This is a genomic window from Bradyrhizobium septentrionale (assembly GCF_011516645.4).
GTDB lineage: Bacteria > Pseudomonadota > Alphaproteobacteria > Rhizobiales > Xanthobacteraceae > Bradyrhizobium > Bradyrhizobium septentrionale.
This window is the reverse complement of record NZ_CP088285.1, coordinates 1,377,136-1,390,474: the sequence shown is the minus strand read 5'-3', so window position 1 is coordinate 1,390,474 and position 13,339 is coordinate 1,377,136. Positions and strand designations below refer to the sequence as shown.

The 13,339-nt window shown below is 64.2% G+C and carries 17 protein-coding genes; 10 read left to right on the top strand and 7 right to left on the bottom strand.

Annotated features, from left to right (window positions below; all coding sequences use genetic code 11):
* Window positions 1–313 precede the first annotated feature (313 nt).
* Window positions 314–724 (top strand): Crp/Fnr family transcriptional regulator, encoded by a 411-nt coding sequence (locus HAP48_RS08515; RefSeq protein ID WP_224496973.1) that lies wholly within the window; start codon window positions 314–316, stop codon window positions 722–724.
* Between the two features lie 138 nt (window positions 725–862).
* Window positions 863–1,402 carry a DUF4112 domain-containing protein gene (locus HAP48_RS08510; RefSeq protein WP_166214134.1) on the top strand — a complete coding sequence of 180 codons (540 nt, stop codon included), beginning with the start codon at window positions 863–865 and terminating at the stop codon, window positions 1,400–1,402.
* A gap of 114 nt (window positions 1,403–1,516) precedes the next feature.
* Here HAP48_RS08510 and HAP48_RS08505 read toward each other — a convergent pair whose 3' ends face one another.
* The 6 genes from HAP48_RS08505 to HAP48_RS08480 all read right to left on the bottom strand — a co-directional run bounded on the left by HAP48_RS08505 (window position 1,517) and on the right by HAP48_RS08480 (window position 5,575).
* Entirely contained in the window at window positions 1,517–1,813 is a 297-nt protein-coding gene (locus HAP48_RS08505) for a hypothetical protein (protein ID WP_166214135.1), read from the bottom strand.
* A 221-nt stretch (window positions 1,814–2,034) separates the two neighbouring features.
* Window positions 2,035–2,199 carry a DUF3309 family protein gene (locus HAP48_RS08500; protein WP_166214136.1) on the bottom strand — a complete coding sequence of 55 codons (165 nt, stop codon included), beginning with the start codon at window positions 2,197–2,199 and terminating at the stop codon, window positions 2,035–2,037.
* Window positions 2,200–2,353: 154 nt separating this feature from the next.
* The gene (locus HAP48_RS08495; protein ID WP_224496972.1) at window positions 2,354–2,767 is read right to left on the bottom strand and encodes a hypothetical protein; all 414 of its coding nucleotides are present in this window, start codon (window positions 2,765–2,767) and stop codon (window positions 2,354–2,356) included.
* A gap of 234 nt (window positions 2,768–3,001) precedes the next feature.
* A complete protein-coding gene (msrB, locus tag HAP48_RS08490) occupies window positions 3,002–3,415 on the bottom strand; it encodes a peptide-methionine (R)-S-oxide reductase MsrB (RefSeq protein WP_166214137.1) in 414 nt (137 codons plus the stop codon).
* A gap of 21 nt (window positions 3,416–3,436) precedes the next feature.
* The gene (gene msrA, locus HAP48_RS08485; RefSeq protein WP_166214138.1) at window positions 3,437–4,150 is read right to left on the bottom strand and encodes a peptide-methionine (S)-S-oxide reductase MsrA; all 714 of its coding nucleotides are present in this window, start codon (window positions 4,148–4,150) and stop codon (window positions 3,437–3,439) included.
* Window positions 4,151–4,465: 315 nt separating this feature from the next.
* Window positions 4,466–5,575, bottom strand: coding sequence for an ATP-dependent DNA helicase (locus tag HAP48_RS08480; protein WP_166214139.1), 1,110 nt, complete (start codon window positions 5,573–5,575; stop codon window positions 4,466–4,468).
* Between the two features lie 219 nt (window positions 5,576–5,794).
* Between HAP48_RS08480 and HAP48_RS08475 the strand changes: the two genes are divergently transcribed.
* From HAP48_RS08475 to HAP48_RS08445, 7 genes are all read left to right on the top strand, one after another.
* The gene (locus HAP48_RS08475) at window positions 5,795–7,000 is read left to right on the top strand and encodes an LLM class flavin-dependent oxidoreductase (RefSeq protein ID WP_166214140.1); all 1,206 of its coding nucleotides are present in this window, start codon (window positions 5,795–5,797) and stop codon (window positions 6,998–7,000) included.
* Between the two features lie 216 nt (window positions 7,001–7,216).
* Complete coding sequence (locus HAP48_RS08470) at window positions 7,217–8,167, top strand: sulfonate ABC transporter substrate-binding protein (RefSeq protein WP_166214141.1); 951 nt, start codon at window positions 7,217–7,219, stop codon at window positions 8,165–8,167.
* A 49-nt stretch (window positions 8,168–8,216) separates the two neighbouring features.
* Window positions 8,217–9,170, top strand: coding sequence for a sulfonate ABC transporter substrate-binding protein (locus HAP48_RS08465; RefSeq protein ID WP_166214142.1), 954 nt, complete (start codon window positions 8,217–8,219; stop codon window positions 9,168–9,170).
* Window positions 9,152–10,333, top strand: a complete 1,182-nt coding sequence (gene ssuD, locus HAP48_RS08460) for an FMNH2-dependent alkanesulfonate monooxygenase (protein WP_166214143.1) — start codon at window positions 9,152–9,154, stop codon at window positions 10,331–10,333. Before HAP48_RS08465 ends, ssuD begins: the two co-directional genes overlap by 19 nt.
* Window positions 10,330–11,136 (top strand): aliphatic sulfonate ABC transporter permease SsuC, encoded by an 807-nt coding sequence (ssuC, locus tag HAP48_RS08455; protein WP_166214144.1) that lies wholly within the window; start codon window positions 10,330–10,332, stop codon window positions 11,134–11,136. Before ssuD ends, ssuC begins: the two co-directional genes overlap by 4 nt.
* Window positions 11,137–11,144: 8 nt before the next feature.
* The gene (locus tag HAP48_RS08450; RefSeq protein WP_166216726.1) at window positions 11,145–11,984 is read left to right on the top strand and encodes an ATP-binding cassette domain-containing protein; all 840 of its coding nucleotides are present in this window, start codon (window positions 11,145–11,147) and stop codon (window positions 11,982–11,984) included.
* Between the two features lie 7 nt (window positions 11,985–11,991).
* Window positions 11,992–12,582 carry a flavin reductase family protein gene (locus tag HAP48_RS08445; protein ID WP_166214145.1) on the top strand — a complete coding sequence of 197 codons (591 nt, stop codon included), beginning with the start codon at window positions 11,992–11,994 and terminating at the stop codon, window positions 12,580–12,582.
* Between the two features lie 25 nt (window positions 12,583–12,607).
* On the opposite strand, the gene HAP48_RS08440 is transcribed toward HAP48_RS08445, so the two are convergent.
* A complete protein-coding gene (locus tag HAP48_RS08440) occupies window positions 12,608–12,988 on the bottom strand; it encodes a hypothetical protein (protein WP_166214146.1) in 381 nt (126 codons plus the stop codon).
* A 169-nt stretch (window positions 12,989–13,157) separates the two neighbouring features.
* On the opposite strand from HAP48_RS08440, the gene HAP48_RS08435 reads away from it, so the two are divergent.
* A complete protein-coding gene (locus HAP48_RS08435; RefSeq protein ID WP_166214147.1) occupies window positions 13,158–13,313 on the top strand; it encodes a hypothetical protein in 156 nt (51 codons plus the stop codon).
* The last annotated feature ends 26 nt before the right edge of the window (window positions 13,314–13,339 follow it).

Sequence of the window (13,339 nt, the reverse complement as noted above, 5' to 3'; positions counted from 1 at the left end):
CAATCGGACAAGGCAGCCGGGTTGAGCGCGCGGCGAGCAACAGATTGCACCACTACGGTAAATCTTATCGGTGCACCAGGCGCCGGTTCGCGAGCCGGGCGCGGGTCCTTCACACAACTGTCATATCGTCGTCATCCAAATGTAGTCCCAATGTCACACGTCCACATCGTCCTCATGACCCGCGGTTGTGAGGGGGCGATCGACGAGCGCGTCCATGGCCTCGGTCCTGACCTTGCCGATGGCGATGCTGATCTCGGGCCTGCCGTGTTTTGTTTTCTCGCATTTGTTTTAGCCGCAGCCGCAGACGACCGGGATGTACGAGACCTGCGTCCAGCTTCGGGGAAAGGGTTCAATAGTGGTAGATGCAAGCTTTAGCCTTCTGACGGGCAACAGTATCGAAACGCGGCTGGTCCGGGCCGGAGGCATCATTTTTCGCGAGGGCGAGCAAGCCAACGAGCTCTTCGTGATCAAGAGCGGCTACGTGCGCATTCAGGTCGGCAACAAGACCGTCGCGGACCTGCCGGCCGATACGATCTTTGGCGAAATGGCGTTGATCGACAACGAGCCAAGGAGCGCGACCGCTACAGCTCTCACCGACGTCGAGCTCGTCCCGGTCTCGGAAAAGCAGTTTCTCTTCCTCGTCAGCCAGACGCCGCATTTTGCCCTGAAGGTGATGAGGACGCTGGCCCACCGACTCAGAACCATGAACAAGGTCGTCGACTGAGCAAGGCGATCGAAAACCGCTGCTTCCGCCGCCGCTTCAGCGCGCGGTGCTTGATGCGGCCGTGAACGTGACGGAGCCTCAAACGTGACACAGTGGTAATGTGACGCAACTTGAACCGCTTGCCTGCGTTACCATGTGATGGCCATGCCCGAGGATGACATTTTCATGCCCCACGCTGCGCGATCGCGGCCGCCTTTCGGCGGGGCGCAGGCGCGCGGCAAGGTCATCGACCAGGACGGACGCGAATTCTCCGACGCCACGCTGCATCCGCAGTTCGAGGGTTTCCAGTTCGACTTCCGCAACGCCAGCGCCAACCCGTTCGACAATCTGACGCGCGAAGAGCGGCTGGCGCGGCTGGAGATGATCGCAAAGCTGCTCGACGTCGCCTTCATCGTGCCGGGCACCAATGTTCGTTACGGCATCGACGGGCTGATCGGCCTGATCCCCGTGGTCGGCGACATCATCACCACTGCGATCTCGCTGTGGCTGGTGCGCGAGGCCCGCTTGCTGGGCGCGCCCTGGCACATCACGGCGCGGATGCTCGCCAATGTCGCGGTCGACGGTGTGATCGGCATGGTGCCGGTGGCGGGCGATGCGTTCGACGTCATGTTCCGCGCCAATATCCGCAATGTGCGGATGCTGCGGCGCTGGCTCGACAAGCAGCCGAGGCGCGCATAATCCGGAAAAGTGTGCGGCGGTTTTCCGATCAGATTATGCGCAGATAAATTACTCCTCAAAACAAAAGCCCCCGGATCGGTCCGAGGGCTTTTCGTTTTAGGAGGAGCGGAAAGGCTACGCGGCGTCGGCGTCGGCGTCGGTCTGGCTGGCGGCGGGGCGCGGACGACGCGGCAGCGGGAAGCCTTCGCTCTCATACAGCGAGCGGATGCCGTTCTGGTCGAAACGGGCTTCCTCGACCTGCAGATAGGCGCCGTTCAGCGAATCCGCCGGCAGCTCTTCCATCGCAAAGCGCACGGCTTCGGCGGCAGTGCCGAAACGGCGATAGGCGAAACCAGCCCGCTTCTTCTTGCGGATGGCGGCAGGAAACAGCTCGGCAGACGTGTTGTAGTTGAACGGACGCAGGGGACGCATGGTCGACGACCTCTTGTGTTCTTGGCGCGATGCGGCGAAAGGGATTTTGGGGACGGCGGCCTACCATCGGCGGCCCGCCGTACGTGTCATTTCGACCCCTAATATAGGCCTCTTTGACAAAAATGCGACCCCAGAAGCGGCTCCGGCAAGGCACATGCTGAATCCGCGCATAGCACGCGGTCGAGCCAAGTAATCCCTTTTATTTCAATGCCTTAAAGGGTTCATATCTTGTCGAGCCAGGTCAGGATCGCGACCACGATCAAAATCACCCCGAAAAGGCCCATTCCGGAGTGGCCGAGGCCGTAGCCATAGCCGCGGATCCGGCCGCTATAGCCGCCTAGGAGGATAATCAGCAGGAGGATGATGAGGATCAGTCCGAGCGACATGGCGCCCTCCTCAGAACAGGCGGCAGCCGCACGGCGAGACGCCGACGGCCCCGCGAATTCGGAGCAAAGCACATTCCGGCCCGCGAGTCGTTAACTTCGGTCGTCATTCCGGGGCGATGCGCAGCATCGAACCCGGAATCTCGAGATCCCGGGTTCAGTCCTGCGGACTGCCCCGGGATGACGGCTTCGCCGTCACTTCTTGCCTTCGTCGATCGGCAGCACCTTCAGCGGGGTCGGATAGGGCTCGACCCGCAGCGAGTCGCTGGCGATCAGGCCGATCTTGTGCAGCGGCGCCTGTTCGAGATCGCCGGGCCGACTTGTGCACGGCGTATTGCCAGACGCTCATCGAGCCCTTGGCGACCAGCATCTTGGCGATGCCGCCGGCATTCTGGCCCTCGACCTGCGCGAGATCGGCATCGGTCAGGCCGATGACGATTTCGTCCTTTGAGGTGATGACCTTGAACAGCGAGATCTTGTCGGCGGCGAACGCAGGCATGCTTAACGTGCTCCCCATGATCAGGCTGGCAAGGCCGAGACCCAACAAAAGCTTTCCTGGAATCCGTGACATCAACATTTCCTCATGTTCAGGCGCGCCAAGACCGCTGCGGCCAAAACAAACCCCGCGCGACCGGTTCTTGGTCGCGCGGGGTGGAGAAATTGTTCGACGTGAGGGCGGGATATTTGCCGAACCCCACTGCCGTCATTGCCGGGCTTGACCCGGCAATCCATCGTGAGGAAAGACTCATTCCTTGATGGATGCGCGGGTCGAGCCCGCGCATGACGAGCGGTACTGGCTGCCGCGTTACTTCTTCTCGTCCAGCTTCAGCGCCGCCGAGTTGATGCAGTAGCGCAGGCCGGTCGGGCCGGGGCCATCGTTGAAGACGTGGCCGAGATGGCCGTCGCATTTCGAGCACAGCACCTCGGTGCGGATCATGCCGTGGCTGACGTCGCGCTCCTCGTCGACATGGCTCTCGATCGCCGGCTTGGAGAAGCTCGGCCAGCCGCAGCCGGAGTCGAACTTCTGGTCGGATTCGAACAGCGTCTGCCCGCAGCCGGCGCAGACATAAGTGCCCTTGCGCGGATCATGCTCGTATTCGCCGGTGAAGGGACGCTCGGTCGCCTTTTCCCGCAGCACCGCATACTGCATCGGCGTCAATTCCTTGCGCCACTCGGCCTCGCTCTTGTGAACCTTGCCGTCGGTTTTGGTGTCGGACATTCAACCTCCTTTGCGAGATGCCTAGTTGGTGGCCTTGGTGCTGCTCACCAGCGTCGGCTTCTCGATGTAGTTCTCCGCGAAGATCTTCTTCAGGTTCTCGACTTTCGGGATGTCGTTATAGGCAATATAGGGCTGGGTCGGGTGCAGCGTCAGGTAGTCCTGGTGGTAGCCCTCCGCCGGATAGAACGCCTCCAGCGCGCCGACCTTGGTGACGATCGGCTTCTTGTAGACCTTGGCCGCGTTGAGCTGGGCGATATAGGCGTCCGCGACCTGCTTCTGCTCGTCGCTGGTGGTGAAGATCGCCGAGCGATATTGCGTGCCGGAATCGGGGCCCTGGCGGTTCAGCTGGGTCGGGTCGTGCACCACCGAGAAGAAGATCTGCAGGATCTTGCCGTAGGAGATCTTCTGCGGGTCGTATTTGATCTCGACCGATTCCGCGTGGCCGGTGGTGCCGGTCGACACCTTCTCATAGTCGGCGTTCGCCTTGCTGCCGCCGGAGTAGCCGGACACCGCGCTGACGATGCCGGCGGTGTGCTGGAACACGCCCTGCACACCCCAGAAGCAGCCGCCGGCGAGCACCGCGGTTTTGATGCCAGCCTCCGGCGCGCTCGCCGTGGGCGGCGGGATGATCACGGCGTCCTCGGCGGCGAGCGAGGGCGCAACGGCAAAAGCGGCGACGGCCAGCGCGCCGATCGCGGCGGCGCAAAGCGAGAGGCGGCTGAGGGAGCTGGGCATGGGTTCCTCGTGGGATCGCAATTGGGGGCCAGTCTAGAGCGGCAGCCGGCATTCGCAAATCGGGCCGGGCTGCTCCGACGCTTCAAAATACGGGTGAGGGCGCGTTTTGTTACGCCGCCGGCCACACGGTTTCGTGAGGCAAATGCCGGTCGGGCAACACCTTAGGAGGGCGGCCGCCCCACGAGGACTTCTACTGCGTCGCGGCGAAATCGTCATCTCGTCATTGCGAGGAGCGATAGCGACGAAGCAATCGATGTCTCGACAAGCGGGATGATGGATTGCTTCGCTCCGCTCGCAATGACGGTGGATAGGGCGTCACACCACAATGCTCAGCCGCTTCGCGGCCCGCGTGATGCCCGTATACAGCCACCGCGCGCGCGAATCCTGGAACGCAAAGCTCTCGTCGAACAGCACGACGTCGTCCCATTGCGAGCCCTGCGACTTGTGCACGGTCAGCACATAGCCGTAGTCGAACTCGTCATAGGGCTTGCGCTGCTCCCACGGCACGCCCTCGACGCCGCCGTCGAAGCATTCGCCGCGCACCGAGACTTTTGTGACCTTGTAGCCGAAATCTTCATCCGGCATCACGCGCATGGTGATGATCTTCGATTTCGACTGCGCCCGTGCCTTGACCCGCCACAGCCCGCCGTTGAACAGGCCCTTCTTGCGGTTGTTGCGCAGGCAGACCAGCTTGTCGCCGGCAACCGGGAGCGGATCCTCGATGTTCTGCCGCTGCCGCACCCGCATGTTGTAGGCGCGGCGGGTGTTGTTGCGGCCGACCAGCACCTGGTCGGCGCGCATCACGCGGTCCGGATCGAGCTCCTTGCGCGACACCACCTCGCTCTCGCCGTGGCGGCCGATCTCGAGCTCGCGGCCCTCGCGGATGTCCATCGACATCCGCACGATCGGATCGTCCTGGGCCTGGCGGTGCACCTCGGTCAGCATCGCGTCCGGCTCGGCATCGGTGAAGAAGCCGCCGCCCTGGATCGGCGGCAATTGCGCGGGATCGCCGAGCACCAGCAGCGGGCAGTCGAACGACATCAAATCGCGGCCGAGCTCGGCATCGACCATCGAGCATTCGTCGATCACGATCAGCTTGGCCTTCGAGGCCGGCGCGTCGTCCCACAGCTCGAAGCTCGGCTGCTCGACCCCGGACTCGCGGGCGCGATAGATCAGGGAATGGATCGTGGAGGCGCTGTCGCAGCCCTTGTTGCGCATCACCAGCGCCGCCTTGCCGGTGAAGGCCGCGAATTTCACCTCGCCATCGACACCTTCCGCGATGTGGCGGGCGAGCGTGGTCTTGCCGGTTCCGGCATAGCCGAACAGCCGGAACACCGGCGGCGTTCCACCCTGGCCGGGCTTGGCTTTCAGCCAGTCGGCGACGGCTTTCAGCGCGGAGTCCTGGTGCGGCGTAAAGGTTGTCATGTGGCTTTCGGAGGAATGAGCGCGCGACCGATAACGCCGCGACTCAACGCAACACAAGCTAAACATTCATGCGTTCCGATCAAGCTATCTCCCGCTGCACGGAATTGGAGTTTCGCCCCCGAGGCTGGACTTGGGTCGCGCCGCCACTAGACTGACCGAAAACAACAAGCGGTCGGGACCACAACAAGTGGTCGGGAGCGCGACCTTGGGAGTGAGGCCATGAAATTCGGAATCTTTTACGAGCTGCAACTGCCGCGCCCCTGGAACGACGGCGACGAACTCCGCCTCTACCAGAACGCGCTGACGCAGCTCGAGACCGCCGACCGGCTCGGCTACGACTATGCCTGGGTCGTGGAGCATCATTTCCTCGAGGAATATTCGCATTCGCCGGCGCCGGAATCCTTCCTCGCCGCCGCGAGCCAGCGCACCAGGAACATCCGGCTCGGCCACGGCATCTTCCAGCTCACCACCAATCATCCCGCCCGTGTCGCCGAGCGGGTCGCGGTGCTCGACCTGCTCTCCAACGGCCGCTGCGAGTTTGGCATGGGCGAGAGCGCCTCGATCACCGAGCTGACGCCGTTCGGCCGCGACATGGAGACCAAGCGCGAGGTGTTCGAGGAGGCTGTCGCAGCGATCTTCCCAATGTTCACCAAGATCGGCACCGAGCATCACGGCAAATATTTCGACATCCCGCTGCGCAACGTCGTGCCGAAGCCGGTGCAGAAGCCGCATCCGCCGCTCTGGATGGCCTGCTCGCAATTGCCGACCATCGAGCGCGCCGGGCAGAACGGATTTGGCGCGCTCGGCTTCCAGTTCGTCAGCGCCGAGGCGGCGCATGCCTGGGTGCATGCCTATTACAACGCGATCACCAAGCGGCTGAAGAAGCTTGCCGACTACGAGATCAATCCGAACATGGCGCTGGTCTCGTTCTTCATGTGCGCCGAGACCGACGAGGAAGCCCGCAAGCGCGCCGATGGCGCGACCTTCTTCCAGTTCGCACTGCGCTATTACGGCCAGGCGCTGAACCGGCAGCGGCCGGCGCCCGGCACCGTCAACATGTGGGACGAGTACAACAAGTGGAAGCGCGAGAATCCGGAGGCGCAGGAGGCTGCGCTGCGCGGCGGCCTGATCGGCTCGCCGGAGACGATCGCCAAGAAGCTGCGGCGCTTCCGCGCCTCGCATATCGACCAGGTGATCCTGCTCAACCAGGCCGGCAAGAACACCCATGAGCACATCTGCGAGTCGCTCGAGCTGTTCGGCAAGGAAGTGATGCCGGAGTTCCAGCACGATCCGGAGCACGATGCCTGGAAGAAGGGCGTGTTGAGTGGTGCGATCCAGCTCGAGGAGATCGACACCCAGGCGTTCTCGGACCGCTACGGTAAACTCGCGGTCAATGTCGCGCCGAAGACTGCCGCCGCGGGCTGATCGATTGTTGTGAAGCGACCTCGCGATCTCGTGAGGAAAATAATTCGCTACGCGCGATCTACGCCTTAAAAGAAACGACCCGCGCGATGCCTGCACCGAAGTGCGGGCATCGCTATTTTTGTGCGGTGCTCGACAGCTTCATTCGCGCGCCCCATCATCCTGACAACGCATGATCGCGTGTTGAGAAACGCGCTTGATCGTCAGGAGAGTTTTGGAATGAAGCGTCGTGAGTTCCTCCAGCTGTCGCTCGTCACAGCCGCCGCTGCCGCGCTGTCACGGGGTGCGCAGGCCCAGGCGGACGCGAAGGAAATTCGTATCGGCTACCAGAAGAACGGCGTGCTCGTTATCACGCGCCAGCGTGAAGCCCTGGAAAATCATTTCAAGCCGCAGAGCATCAGCGTGAAATGGGTCGAGTTCTCCTCGGGCCCGCCGATGATGGAAGCGATGAATGTCGGCAGCGTCGATTACGGCGCCGTCGGCGATTCCCCGCCGATCTTCGCCCAGGCCGCGGGCGCGGCCATCGTCTATGCCGCGGCCCAGCCGATCATCAATGGTTCAGGCATCCTGGTGCCGCAGAATTCGGCAATCACAGGCATCGCCGATCTCAAGGGCAAGCGCGTCGGCTTCACCAAGGGATCCAGCGCGCATAACGTCGTGATCCAGACGCTGGAGAAAGCCGGGCTGACCTATGGCGACATCACGCCGGTCTATCTGACGCCCCCCGACGCCGGCCCGGCTTTTGCCAATGGCGGCATCGACGCCTGGGCGATCTGGGATCCGTATTTCGCGATCGCCGAGACCAAGCAGAACGGCCGCATTCTGGTCAAGACCCGCGACATCACCAAGACCAACTCGTTCTACATCGCCAACCGCGACTTCGCCCGAAATCACGGCGCACTCCTGCAGCAGATCGTCGATGTCACGACGTCGTCGGCGGCGTGGGCGCAGGCGCATCCCGATGAGGTCGCGAAATCCCTCGCTGCCGTCACCGGCGTGCCGCTCGACATCCAGACCATCGCGGCGCGGCGGGCCGGCTTCTCGGTCGGGCCTGTCACCGACGACATCATCGTGACCCAGCAGGGCGTCGCCGACCGCTTCTTCAAGCTCGGCCTGATCCCGAAGCAGATCGCGATCCGCGACATCGTCTGGCGCAATCCCCAGACTTGATCGCTCCTTGGTCAATTCCTTGGTCAATTCAAATGCAGAGGTCATTCCCATGACGCGTTTATTTCGACGCTGGATCGCCCGCGCGGTGCTGTCGGTCGGCATCGTCGCAGCCAGCGTCGGCGTTTCCTACGGCCAGGACAAGGTCGTCCGCATCGGCTTCCAGAAATACGGCAAGCTGGTGCTGCTGAAGAGCAAGGGCTCGCTCGAGGAGAAGCTGAAATCGGTCGGCTACAAGGTCGTCTGGACCGAGTTTCCTTCGGGGCCGCCGCTGCTCGAAGCGCTCAATGTCGGCGCGATCGATTTCGGCAACACCGGCGAGGCGCCGCCGATCTTCGCGCAGGCCGCAGGGGCGCCGATCCAGTATGTCGCCTATGAGCCGCCGGCGCCGAAGGGCGAGGCGATCCTGGTGCCGAAGGACAGCCCGATCAAGTCGGTGGCGGAGCTGAAGGGCAAGAAGGTCGCGCTGAACAAGGGCTCCAACGTCCACTATTTGCTGGTGAAGGCGCTGGAGAAAGCCGGCGTGAAATATTCCGACGTCGAGGTCGCCTATCTCGCGCCCGCCGATGCGCGCGCGGCGTTCGAGCGCGGCGCGGTCGATGCCTGGGTGATCTGGGATCCGTTCCAGGCCGCGGCGGAGGCTGCGACCGGCGCCCGCACGTTGGCCGACGGCACCGGCGTCGTCGCGAACTATCAGTTCTACTTTGCCTCGAAGCAGTTCCTGCAGAGCGACCCGAAGATCGTCGAGCTGGTGCTGGCGCAGCTCAGCGAGGTCGATGACTGGGCCAAGGGCGATATCCACGCCGTTGCTGAACAGCTGGCGCCGAGCATCGGCCTGTCGGTGCCGGTGGTTGAGGTCGCGCTGAAGCGGCAGTCCTACGGCATCAAGCCGGTCACCGACAGCGTGGTCGCGGATCAGCAGCAGGTAGCCGACACGTTCTTCGCGCTCGGCCTGATCCCGAAACAAATCAAGATTTCCGACGTCGCATGGAGACCGGGCACGTGAGCACCGCAACCAACGCCAACATCCTCTGGTTCCTGCCGACCCACGGCGACAGCCGCTACCTCGGAACGGCGATCGGCGGCCGCGAGGTGAACTTCAACTATCTGCGCCAGATTGCGCAGGCCGCGGATCAGCTCGGCTATTACGGCGTGCTGCTGCCGACGGGGCGGAGCTGCGAAGACTCCTGGGTGGTGGCGTCAGCCGTCGCGCCCTGGACCGAGCGCCTGCGTTATCTCGTGGCGGTCCGGCCCGGCCTGCAATCGCCGAGCGTCGCCGCCCGCATGACCGCGACGCTGGACCGGCTGTCGAACGGCCGTCTCCTGATCAATGTCGTCACCGGCGGCGATCCGATCGAGAACAAGGGCGACGGCATCTTCCTCGACCATGACGAACGCTACGCCGTGACGCGCGAGTTCCTCAACGTCTACAGCGATCTCTTGGCCGGCAAGACCGTCAATGTCGAGGGCAAGCACATCAGGATCGAGGACGGCCGCCTGCTGTTCAATCCGGTGCAATCGCCGCGGCCGCCGCTCTATTTCGGCGGCTCGTCGGATGCCGGCATCGACGTCGCGGTCGACACCGTCGACAAATATTTGACCTGGGGCGAGCCGCCGGCGCAGGTCGCCGAGAAGATCGCCAAGGTGAAGGCGGTGGCGGCGCAGCGCGGCCGCAAGCTCTCATTCGGCATCCGCCTGCATGTCATCGTGCGCGAGACCAACGCCGAGGCGTGGCGCGCCGCCGACGAGCTGATCCAGTACGTCACCGACGACACGGTGGCGGCCGCCCAGAAGATCTTTGCCCGGATGGACTCGGTCGGCCAGCAGCGCATGGCGCAGCTGCATGGTGGCCAGCGCGACCAGCTCGAGATCAGCCCGAACCTCTGGGCCGGCGTCGGCCTGGTGCGCGGCGGGGCCGGCACTGCGCTGGTCGGCGATCCCCAGACGGTCGCCGCGCGCATCAAGGAGTATCAGGACATCGGCGTCGATACCTTCATCATGTCGGGCTACCCGCATCTCGAGGAAGCCTATCGCTTCGCCGAGCTGGTGTTCCCGCTGCTGTCGCTGGCGCAACCCGGCAACGTAACGCCGATCCGCGTCAACACCGGGCCGTTCGGCGAGACCATCGGCAATTACTACCGTCCGCAGAAGCAGGCATCGCAATCATGAGCTTGATAGACAGTCTCCCGCGCGTCAGCGCACCGAAACTGCCGAAGGTTGACGGCCTGATCCCCTGGATCGTGCCGCTCGCCATCATCCTGGTCTGGCAGCTGGCCTGCGTCACCGGTTTCGTTCCCTCGCGCGTGCTGCCGGCGCCGTCCGACGTCGCACTGGCGGGATGGAAGCTGCTGCTGTCAGGTGAACTCGTCCGCAACATCTGGGTCAGCTTCTGGCGCGCCTCGATCGGATTTGTGATCGGCGGCAGCATCGGCTTCGCCTTCGGGCTCGCCAATGGGCTGTCGCAGCTGTCGGCGAAGCTCACCGACACCACGCTGCAGATGGTGCGCAACATCCCGCATCTGGCGCTGATTCCCCTGGTCATCCTGTGGTTCGGCATCGACGAGTCGGCAAAACTGTTCCTGGTCGCGCTCGGCGTGTTCTTCCCGATCTATCTCAACACACTGCACGGCATCCGCACCGTCGACCCGCAGCTGATCGAGATGGGCCGCATCTACGGCATGAGCGACGGCGAGCTGTTCCGCCGGGTGATCTTCCCTGGCGCGCTGCCCTCGATCTTCGTCGGCCTGCGCTTCGCGCTCGGCATCATGTGGTTGACGCTGATCGTCGCCGAGACCATCGCGGCCTCGTCGGGCCTCGGCTACATGGCAATGCAGGCGCGCGAGTTCATGCTGATCGACGTCGTCGTGCTCTCGATCCTGATCTACGCCTTGCTCGGCAAGCTCGCCGACAGTGCCTCGCGGGCGCTGGAGCGGCTGACGCTGTCCTGGCATCCCGCCTTCCAGAAGAAGTGAGAATGAGAATGCAAGAAGCGCTTCGTTTCCAGCCCGTCGACGCCGAGCCGGTCGACCGCGCCGATATCGTCGTGCAGGCACGGCAGCTCCGGCGCGGATCGGAAGCTGCGACCCGCGGCCTGTCGCTGACCATTCGCGGCCTGCGCAAGGCGTTCGGCGACAATGAGGTGCTGCGCGGCATCGACCTGCACATCCCGGCCGGCCAGTTCGTCGCGATCGTCGGCCGCAGCGGCTGCGGCAAGAGCACGCTGCTGCGCCTGATCGCCGGCCTCGACGCGCCGACGGCAGGCAGCATCGCCTTTGGCGAACAGCCGCGGGCGCAGGACGTCCGCGTCATGTTCCAGGAGCCGCGTCTGCTGCCCTGGGCGCGGGTGCTGTCCAATGTCGAAGTGGGTCTGGGACGGGAGCGCTCCTCCGCCGACGCGCAGGCACGCGCCGAGCACGCTCTGGTCGAGGTCGGCCTCGGCGACAAGCGCGGGCAGTGGCCGTCGGTGCTCTCGGGCGGCCAGAAGCAGCGCGTGGCGCTGGCGCGCGCGCTGGTCAGCCAGCCGCGCGTGCTGGCGTTCGACGAGCCGCTCGGCGCGCTCGATGCGCTGACCCGGATCTCGATGCAGCAATTGCTGGAGCGCGTCTGGCGCGACCAGGGCTTTACCGCGATCCTGGTGACGCATGACGTCGCCGAGGCGGTCGCGCTCGCCGACCGCGTGCTGGTGATCGAGGATGGCCGCATCGCGCAGGACGTCACGATCGACCTGCCGCGGCCGCGCCGGCGCGGTTCGGCCGAACTCGCCGCGCTGGAAGGCGAGATCCTGAAGCATCTGCTCGAAGGCAGCGAAGACACCCTGTGAGGTCGCCATGAATTCCGTCGTCCGCAATGTTTCGATCGAGCCCGCGGTGGCGGCCGCTGAATTCCGCGGCGCGATGCGCCATCTCACCGGCGGCGTCAGCGTCATCACGGCCGGTCGCGGCAAAGAAATCTCGGGGATGACGGTGACCTCGGTGTCGTCGCTGTCGGTCGAGCCGCCGTCGCTGATCGTCAGCATCAACCGCGCCGCCTCCTCATGGCCGCTGATCGCCCGCCATGGCGTGTTCGGCGTCAACATCCTCACCGCCGATCAGCTCGACATCGCCGAGCGTTTCACCGGCAAGGGCGGCCTCAAGGGTGCGGACCGCTTTGCGGGCGCCGAATGGACGACCCGCGCCTCCGGCGTTCCGCTGCTGGTCGGCGCGCTGGCGGCTGTTGATTGCGAGGTCGAGGAGATCATCGAACGGCATTCGCACGCGATCGTCATCGGTCGCGTGCTCGACGTGATCACCTCGGAGCGAACCGCCGCGCTGGCGTACTGGCACGGCGAATATGTCGCGATCGACCGGGAAGAAGACGCCGTCAAGCTGGCCGAGGTCAGCCTGCCGTCGCGCCACGTTCACGCTCGGGGCGTGCGCTAACGCGTGGCGCTCGCCCGGATCAGGCTTAGATGATCGCGGTCAGCGTCGCCGGGCTGTCGATGATCACGGTGCTGCCGCGAACGCCGTACCAGACGGCCTGGACGGTCTGGGCAGCGTTGCCGAGCGGGATGCCGACGACCAGCGTCGTCGGGATGCGGCCCGTGCTGGCCGGGGCCGGGTCGTTGTAGGTAAAGCTCGCCGTGACCGTCGAGACTGCACCATTGAGGGCGATGCCGAACGTGCCGCCCGGAGTATCGGTGCCGGTCGCGTATGGCATTGGAACGTTGAGGATGACGATCGCGGTGGTGCCGACGCCCTCGGGGATCGTCAGGGTGAGGCCTTGCATCGGCGTGAAGGTCGAGGAGTTGGTGGACAGGGTGCCGACAGTCTGCGCGTAAAGGGCCATATCTCTCTCCAGTTGTCAAAGGACGTTAAAACAATAAGAGATTGAGTAAGGCAATTGGCCGCAACATACAAGGGATGACAGGCGGCGGGCCCGGCGCGGCATGTTGGCCGTGGCGCTTTCTTGATCAGCGCATTAAATGGCGCGGATGTTTCGCAGAGGTGACGGTTCGATGAAGCGCCTAGGAATTTGGCTGTTCTACCTCGTCGGTGCGATCGCCGTCGCTTATCTCGCGCTCTATGCGTATGTGACCTTCACCGGCCGCGACATCACGCCGGGCGATCCGATCCGCATCTTCCGCAAGCCTGACGCCCCAAGCTACTCGTGACGTGAGGCAATCGCGGCGGGATTGGC

Excerpts from the sequence above, each read along its gene's own strand:
- HAP48_RS08515 (WP_224496973.1), top strand. The coding sequence starts at position 314 with ATGTACGAGACCTGCGTCCAGCTTCGGGGAAAGGGTTCAATAGTGGTA.
- HAP48_RS08510 (WP_166214134.1), top strand. The coding sequence starts at position 863 with ATGGCCATGCCCGAGGATGACATTTTCATGCCCCACGCTGCGCGATCG.
- HAP48_RS08505 (WP_166214135.1), bottom strand. The coding sequence starts at position 1,813 with ATGCGTCCCCTGCGTCCGTTCAACTACAACACGTCTGCCGAGCTGTTT.
- HAP48_RS08500 (WP_166214136.1), bottom strand. The coding sequence starts at position 2,199 with ATGTCGCTCGGACTGATCCTCATCATCCTCCTGCTGATTATCCTCCTA.
- HAP48_RS08495 (WP_224496972.1), bottom strand. The coding sequence starts at position 2,767 with ATGTCACGGATTCCAGGAAAGCTTTTGTTGGGTCTCGGCCTTGCCAGC.
- msrB (WP_166214137.1), bottom strand. The coding sequence starts at position 3,415 with ATGTCCGACACCAAAACCGACGGCAAGGTTCACAAGAGCGAGGCCGAG.
- msrA (WP_166214138.1), bottom strand. The coding sequence starts at position 4,150 with ATGCCCAGCTCCCTCAGCCGCCTCTCGCTTTGCGCCGCCGCGATCGGC.
- HAP48_RS08480 (WP_166214139.1), bottom strand. The coding sequence starts at position 5,575 with ATGACAACCTTTACGCCGCACCAGGACTCCGCGCTGAAAGCCGTCGCC.
- HAP48_RS08475 (WP_166214140.1), top strand. The coding sequence starts at position 5,795 with ATGAAATTCGGAATCTTTTACGAGCTGCAACTGCCGCGCCCCTGGAAC.
- HAP48_RS08470 (WP_166214141.1), top strand. The coding sequence starts at position 7,217 with ATGAAGCGTCGTGAGTTCCTCCAGCTGTCGCTCGTCACAGCCGCCGCT.
- HAP48_RS08465 (WP_166214142.1), top strand. The coding sequence starts at position 8,217 with ATGACGCGTTTATTTCGACGCTGGATCGCCCGCGCGGTGCTGTCGGTC.
- ssuD (WP_166214143.1), top strand. The coding sequence starts at position 9,152 with ATGGAGACCGGGCACGTGAGCACCGCAACCAACGCCAACATCCTCTGG.
- ssuC (WP_166214144.1), top strand. The coding sequence starts at position 10,330 with ATGAGCTTGATAGACAGTCTCCCGCGCGTCAGCGCACCGAAACTGCCG.
- HAP48_RS08450 (WP_166216726.1), top strand. The coding sequence starts at position 11,145 with ATGCAAGAAGCGCTTCGTTTCCAGCCCGTCGACGCCGAGCCGGTCGAC.
- HAP48_RS08445 (WP_166214145.1), top strand. The coding sequence starts at position 11,992 with ATGAATTCCGTCGTCCGCAATGTTTCGATCGAGCCCGCGGTGGCGGCC.
- HAP48_RS08440 (WP_166214146.1), bottom strand. The coding sequence starts at position 12,988 with ATGGCCCTTTACGCGCAGACTGTCGGCACCCTGTCCACCAACTCCTCG.
- HAP48_RS08435 (WP_166214147.1), top strand. The coding sequence starts at position 13,158 with ATGAAGCGCCTAGGAATTTGGCTGTTCTACCTCGTCGGTGCGATCGCC.